This is a genomic window from Kutzneria buriramensis, assembly GCF_003387475.1.
Lineage (GTDB): Bacteria > Actinomycetota > Actinomycetes > Mycobacteriales > Pseudonocardiaceae > Kutzneria > Kutzneria buriramensis.
The window spans coordinates 91162-97482 of sequence record NZ_QUNO01000029.1 but is presented as its reverse complement, the minus strand read 5'-3'; the positions used below and the strand labels follow the sequence as shown (position 1 = coordinate 97482).

Below are 6321 nucleotides of genomic sequence, written 5' to 3'. Positions count from 1 at the left end.
ACGCCGACCAGCCTGGCCGACAAGTTCACCCGCTTCGCCCGGCACGGGGCGGTGCACGGGTTCAACATCACGCCGTACCTCATCCCCGACGGCCTGGACGACATCGTCGACCTGCTGGTGCCCGAACTCCAGGAGCGAGGCGTGTACCGGACCGAGTACACCGGGACGACGCTGCGGGAGCATCTCGGGCTGCGGCCGCCGCTGTCCCGCCGGTTGGAGCAGGCGTCGTGAGGTTCCGGCCGTCATGACCCCGCTCACGGTTCTCGACCTGGTGCCGATCTCCTCCGGCTCGACCGCGGCGCAGGCGCTGCGCAACAGCGTCGACCTGGCCCGGCGGGCCGAGGAGTTCGGCTATGCCCGCTACTGGTTCGCCGAGCACCACCTCAACGCGGGCGTCGCCGGGACCTCGCCTGCCGTCCTGCTGGCCCTGACCGCCGCCGCGACGGCGACGATTCGGCTGGGTTCCGGCGCGGTGCAGATGGGACACCGCACCGCACTGTCCACTGTAGAGGAATTCGGGCTGCTCGACGCCGCGTTCCCGGGCCGCTTCGACCTCGGTCTGGGCCGCTCCGGCGGCCAGCCCGCCAGTGCGGCACCGGTGTTGGAGCCGGTGCCGTCCGACAACCTGCTGATCCCGCGCCGGTTCTCGGCCACACGGCTGCTCGGTTCGCCGCGCGTTGCCATGCAGCGCAAGCTGTTGCTGTTGCCCGACGCGCAGCCGCAGGACTATGCCGAGCAGGTCGACGACGTCCTCGCCCTGCTCGGCGGCACGTACGAATCCGACGGCGAGGCGGCGCACGTGGTGCCGGGCGAGGGCGCGGCGCTGGAGGTGTGGATCCTCGGCAGCAGCGGCGGCGAGAGCGCAACCGTCGCCGGCCGACGTGGCCTGAGGTTCGCCGCCAACTACCACGTCAGCCCCGCCACCGTGCTGGAGGCCGTCGCCGGCTACCGCGCCGCGTACAGGCCGTCAGCCGAGCTCGAACGCCCCCACGTGAGCGTCTCGGCGGACGTCGTCGTGGCGGGAACCCGAGCCGCGGCGAGGGAACTGGCCGCCGGCTACGGCCTGTGGGTGCGCAGCATCCGCACGCGCCTCGATGCCGTCCCCTTCCCCGCACCGGCCGAGGCTCGCGCGCACCGGTGGACCGACACCGACCGCGACCTGGTCGCCGACCGGGTCGACACGCAGTTCGTCGGCACGCCGGCTGAGGTGGCCGACAAGTTGGAGCTGCTGCGCGACACCACCGGCGCCGACGAGCTCATCGTCACCACGATCACCCACGACCACGCCGACCGTGTCCGGTCGTACGAACTGCTGGCGGAGGAGTGGCAACGGCGATGACCATTCGAGCAGTGCGGGTGACCCGGTTCGGCGGGCCCGAGACGCTGGAGGTGACCGAGCTCGACGCCCCCGCGGCTGGTGACGGCCGACTGGTGGTCGACGTGACCGCCGCCGGCGTCAACTTCGCCGATCTCTCACGGATCGCCGGCCGCTACTCCTCCGCCGTCCTACTGCCGTTCGTCCCCGGTTCGGAGGTCGTCGGCCGCATCGGCGGCCGCCGGGTCGTCGGGTTGTCCTTCGACGGCGGCGGTTTCGCCGAGAAGGCCGTGCTCGACGCCGACGCCGTCGTGGACGTGCCGGACGGGGTCACCGACGAGCAGGCCCTGGCCCTGCTGGTGCAGGGGCTGACCGCGTGGCACCTGCTCCGCGGCTCGGCCCGGCTGGTCCCAGGGGAATCCGTGGTCGTGAACGCCGCCGCCGGCGGCGTCGGCTCGCTGGCGATCCAGCTGGCCCGTGAGTTCGGCGCCGGCCGGGTCATCGCGGCAGCGTCCACATCGGAGAAACGCCGGCTGGCCCGGGAACTCGGCGCCGACGCGGCCGTCGACAGCGAGCCCGCCGGCTACGCCGAGCGCGTCCGGCAGGCGAATGGCGGCCACGGCGCCGATGTGGTGCTCGACGCCAACGGTGGGGCCGCCGTCTCCGCCGGCCTGGAGGCGCTCGCGCCGTTCGGACGGGTGATCAGCTACGGCGACGCCACCCACGAGGGCCGCCCGCCCATCGACCTGGGGCTGCTGGCTGAGCGCAATGTGGCTGTAGCCGGCTTCTGGCTGCGGCCGGCCCTCGCCCTGCCGCGGGGCTACCGCGAGCCGCTCGCCGAGCTGCTGGAGCTGACCGCCCGGGGCCGCCTGCGCCCGATCACCGGCGCGCAGTACCGTCTCGCCGACGCCACCCAGGCCTTCAGCGACCTGGCTTCCCGCCGTACCACGGGGAAAGTGACGCTGCTGGTCAGCGGTCCTGGACGGTAGCGACCCGGTCGAACAGCGCGTCACCGGTCCGTTCGACGGCGAAGGTCGCGACGAAGCTGCACGTCAGCAGCCCGACGATGACGGCAACGAGCCAGAGCCGGCGATCCGGGGGCGGCGACAGCAGGGCACGGACCCGTTGCGGCACCTGGCCGCCGGTCGCTGCCGGCGCGAGCGGGCTGTCGGCGGTGTCGTGCCGCAGCAGCGCGACCCGGGCGACGGTGCGGGCGACGAGGTGCCGGTCGCCGATCCGGCGGGCGGCGTCCTCGTCGGCCCACCGCTCGACGGCGTGCCGGATCACGGCGACGGTCGGCCGTAGCAAGGGGTTCGAAGCCTCGGCGAGGTCGGCCACGACGACCAACCAGGCGTGCCAATGCCGCAGGTGGGCACGCTCGTGGGCGAGCACCACGCGCTGCTCCTCCGGCGACAGCGCCGCCAGCAGCGCCGAGGTGACGACGATCCGCCCATGCGGGGCGGGGGTGGCGAACGCATCCGGGCAGTCGCTGTCCACGACTATCACCGCCGACGAGCCGCGATGGGCCCGGCGCACCGCCACGAGCGCCCGGCCTCGTCGGATCGCACGGATCAGCAGTCGCAGGCCGGCGGCGGAGAGCAGGATCAAGGCGCCGGCGGCGACGAACTCCGGCACGGGGGTGTTCGCGTCGAGTTCGCTCGGCGACCAGTCGGCCAGCCAGGCGACGAGCGGCGCTTGCCCGAGCCACGTGAGGGCAAGCACCGCCAGCACGAAGCCGGTCGAGCCGGCCACGATCACGCTGCCGGCCGTCAGCACGCACGTGGCGATGGCCGGCGTCAGACGCTGCCCCAGCCGCGGCGCGACCGCCGCGAACAGCAGCATCACCGCGAACGCGGCCAGCACCGGGGCGGTCATCGGTCCAGCAGTCCGCGGAGCAGTTGCTCGTCGCCGGGGCCGAGTCCGTCGACGAACCGGGTCAGCACCGCCGCCCGGTCGGCGTCGCGGTCGTCGAGGAGCAGCGTCATCCGCCGCGCGGTGAGCGCCGCGGCGTCGTAGGGCGCGGAGTAGGCGTAACCGCGGCCGGCCTGCTCGCGGGCGATCTCGCCCTTGTCGAACAGCCGCGACAGCACCGTGAGCACGGTGGTGTACGCGAGGTCGCCGCCGAGGGCGTCCCGCACCTGCCCCGCCGTCATCGGCCCGTCCCCGGCCGCCAGCACGGCGTGGATCTCCCGCTCCAGGCCGCCCCTGCTGCGTCGCGGCATGCCCCACCTCCTACTACGCGAGTGTAGTAGATTCGAGGAAGTTACTACACGCTTGTAGTAGAGGATTCCGCCCGTGACCAGTCTGGCCATCACCCTCGCGGCCGCCGGCGCAGTCTGCTTCGCCGTCGCCGCCTGGCTGCAACAGGCCGCCGTCCGCGCCGACGGCCCGCGCCTGTCGAGGCTGCTGCGCGCGCCGCGGTGGCTGTCCGGCTTCGGGCTCACCGGACTCGGCGCGGGGCTGCACGCCTGCGCCCTCGGCCTGGCGCCGCTGACCGTGGTCCAGCCGGTCGGCGCGGTGGCCATCGCGCTGACCACGGTGCTGGCCGTCCGCGGCCGTTTGACCAGGTCGACCTGGCTGGCGGTGATCGCCAGCACGGCGGGCGTCGGTGTGTTCGTGCTCCTCGCGGCGCAGCGGGCCGCGATGCCGGCGCTGTCGTCGGGCGCCGAGGCCCGCGCCGGTGCGCTGACGGCCGTCGGCGTCGTCGCGCTGGGCGCAGTCGGCGCAGTGACCACCGGGCGGGTGCGGTGCCTGGCGTACGCGGCAGCGGCCGGCATGGCCTACGGCCTGGTCTCGGTGTACGTACACGCCCTCGCCATCGGCCACCTGCATGTGGTCGCGGCGCTCGGGTTGGTGGCCGCGCTGCCGGTCGGCATGTGGTTCGTCCAGCACGCCTACGCGGCGGGGCCGCCACAGGTCGTGATCGCCTGCCAGACGGTGATCGACCCGATGGTCGGCGTCGGCGTCGGTCTCGGCCTGTTCGGCGAGGCCGCCGGCCTGCCCCGGTCCGCCGCGCTCGCCCTGGTCGTCTGCGCGACCGTCGCGGTCACCGGCGTCGTCCTGCTCGCCCGTGAACACGTCCGTCCACAGTGGAGCCGCTCGTGAGTGTCCTGTCCGCGTCGTTCTGGCTGAGCAGCCTCGGCACGCTCGCCGTGCTGATCGTCACCTTCGCCGAGACCGGCCTGCTGATCGGGTTCTTCCTGCCCGGCGACTCGCTGCTGTTCACCGCCGGCGTCCTCTGCGCGACCAGCGGCAGCACCCACCTGTCGCTGCCGCTGGTGCTGCTCTGCGCCGTCGTCGGCGCGCTGGCCGGCGCGCAGGTGGGCTTCGAGATCGGCCGGCGCGGCGGCCGGGCGCTGCTGGCCCGGAGCCGCAATCCGCACCTGGCCAGGGGAATCGTCCGCGCGGAGGAGTTGTTCGAGCGCTACGGCCACGGCAAGGCGATCGTGCTCGCCCGCTTCATCCCGATCGTCCGAACCGTGCTGAACCCGCTGGCCGGTGTTCTCGCCGTGCCCACCAGGGTCTTCACGCAGTGGCAGGTGCTCGGCGGTCTGCTGTGGACGATCGGCGTGACGCTGGCCGGCTACGGCCTCGGCGCGAGCATCCCCGGCGTCGACCAGTACCTGCTGCCGGTCATCGCGGTGATCGTCGCGGTGTCGCTGATCCCGGTCGGTCTGGAGCTGTGGCGGGCGCGCCGGAGCCGCGGCTGAGTCCAGATGTGGCCAAATGCTCGATTCGACAGCGTGACGACAGCCAACTACTACACCGCAGTAGTAGCTTGGCGGCATGACGTCGACAGCACCGGCTCCGGCGATCGGCGCCGAAGCCACGCCACCGCGGCTTCGGGTCGTCATCGGGGTCGACACCTTCCCGCCGGACGTCAACGGCGCCGCGAACTTCGCGTCGAGGCTGGCCGCCGGCCTGGCCGGCCGCGGCCACGACGTGCACGTGCTGTGTCCGTCGACGACCGCGCGTTCGACCACCGAGTCGGACGGCACCCTCACCGTGCACCGAGTGTCCTCCCTGTCCACGCCGGTGCACCCCACGTTCCGCATCTCCCGCCCGCTGCGGGCGAGTCGGACAGCAGAGGCGTTGCTGACCGAACTCGCGCCGGACGTGGTGCACGTTCAGGCGCACTTCGTCGTCGGCCGCGCGCTCGCGGCCGCCGCCCGACGGCACGACATCCCATTGGTGGCAACGAATCACTTCATGCCCGAGAATCTGCACGGTTACCTGCCGATGCCCAAGGGACTCCGCGCGGCGTTGTCGCGCCTGGGCTGGTGGGACCTGCGCCGGGTGCTGAGCTCCGCCCGAACCGTGACCGCCCCGACGCCACGGGCCGTCCAACTTCTCGCCGAGCATGGGATTCCCGACGCGATCGCCGTGTCCTGCGGCATCGACCTCACCAGGTTCCCGGCGTCACCAGCCCCGGACCACCTTGTCCCCCATGTGCTTTTCGTCGGCCGCCTGGACGAGGAGAAGCGCGTCGACGAGATCCTCCTCGCCGTGCACCGACTCCGCCGCACGGCGCACGTGCGGGTCGAGATCGTCGGCGACGGGAAGTGCCGGCGCGCATGGCAGGAGCTCGCCGGGCGACTGGGCATCGCCGGCGACGTGACCTTCCACGGCCATGTCGACGACGACGCGCTGCTCGCCGCGTACCGCAGGGCCGACATCTTCTGCATGCCCGGCGTCGCCGAGCTCCAGAGTCTGGCCACAATGGACGCTCTCGCCGCCGGAAAGCCGGTCGTGGCAGCCGATGCGATGGCGCTCCCCCACCTCGTGCTCCCCGGCGAGACCGGATGGCTCTTTCCGCCGGGTGACATCGCGGCCCTCGCCGACCGGCTGCGCGACCTGATCGGCGATCCCGCGGCCCGGGCCCGCATGGGCGCCGCCGGCCGTGAACTCATCGGCCGGCACACGTTGGACGGCACGCTCGATCGCTTCGAAGCCTTGTACCGCAACGCACTCATGCCCGCCAGACGGGGATTCTTTGTGAGGTAATG

At 73.0% G+C, this 6321-nt stretch carries 7 protein-coding genes and 1 pseudogene; 6 read left to right on the top strand and 2 right to left on the bottom strand.

From position 1 onward, the window contains the following. The 3 genes and pseudogenes from BCF44_RS50260 to BCF44_RS50250 all read left to right on the top strand — a co-directional run. A pseudogene (locus tag BCF44_RS50260) lies at nucleotides 1-231 on the top strand (F420-dependent methylene-tetrahydromethanopterin reductase); the annotation flags it as partial. A 13-nt stretch (nucleotides 232-244) separates the two neighbouring features. Further along, entirely contained in the window at nucleotides 245-1339 is a 1095-nt protein-coding gene (locus BCF44_RS50255) for an LLM class flavin-dependent oxidoreductase (RefSeq protein ID WP_116181687.1), read from the top strand. Continuing rightward, entirely contained in the window at nucleotides 1336-2304 is a 969-nt protein-coding gene (locus tag BCF44_RS50250) for a quinone oxidoreductase family protein (RefSeq protein ID WP_342775749.1), read from the top strand. Before BCF44_RS50255 ends, BCF44_RS50250 begins: the two co-directional genes overlap by 4 nt. On the opposite strand, the gene BCF44_RS50245 is transcribed toward BCF44_RS50250, so the two are convergent. Next, on the bottom strand, nucleotides 2285-3190 hold the full coding sequence (locus tag BCF44_RS50245) for a M56 family metallopeptidase (RefSeq protein WP_116181686.1): 906 nt from the start codon (nucleotides 3188-3190) through the stop codon (nucleotides 2285-2287). The genes BCF44_RS50250 and BCF44_RS50245 overlap by 20 nt on opposite strands. Continuing rightward, entirely contained in the window at nucleotides 3187-3537 is a 351-nt protein-coding gene (locus BCF44_RS50240) for a BlaI/MecI/CopY family transcriptional regulator (RefSeq protein ID WP_116181685.1), read from the bottom strand. Before BCF44_RS50240 ends, BCF44_RS50245 begins: the two co-directional genes overlap by 4 nt. Nucleotides 3538-3610: 73 nt before the next feature. On the opposite strand from BCF44_RS50240, the gene BCF44_RS50235 reads away from it, so the two are divergent. From BCF44_RS50235 to BCF44_RS50225, 3 genes are all read left to right on the top strand, one after another. Further along, nucleotides 3611-4420, top strand: coding sequence for a hypothetical protein (locus BCF44_RS50235; RefSeq protein WP_116181684.1), 810 nt, complete (start codon nucleotides 3611-3613; stop codon nucleotides 4418-4420). Next, nucleotides 4417-5025, top strand: coding sequence for a DedA family protein (locus BCF44_RS50230; protein ID WP_116181699.1), 609 nt, complete (start codon nucleotides 4417-4419; stop codon nucleotides 5023-5025). Before BCF44_RS50235 ends, BCF44_RS50230 begins: the two co-directional genes overlap by 4 nt. 76 nt (nucleotides 5026-5101) lie before the next feature. Beyond that, on the top strand, nucleotides 5102-6319 hold the full coding sequence (locus tag BCF44_RS50225) for a glycosyltransferase (protein ID WP_116181683.1): 1218 nt from the start codon (nucleotides 5102-5104) through the stop codon (nucleotides 6317-6319). The last annotated feature ends 2 nt before the right edge of the window (nucleotides 6320-6321 follow it).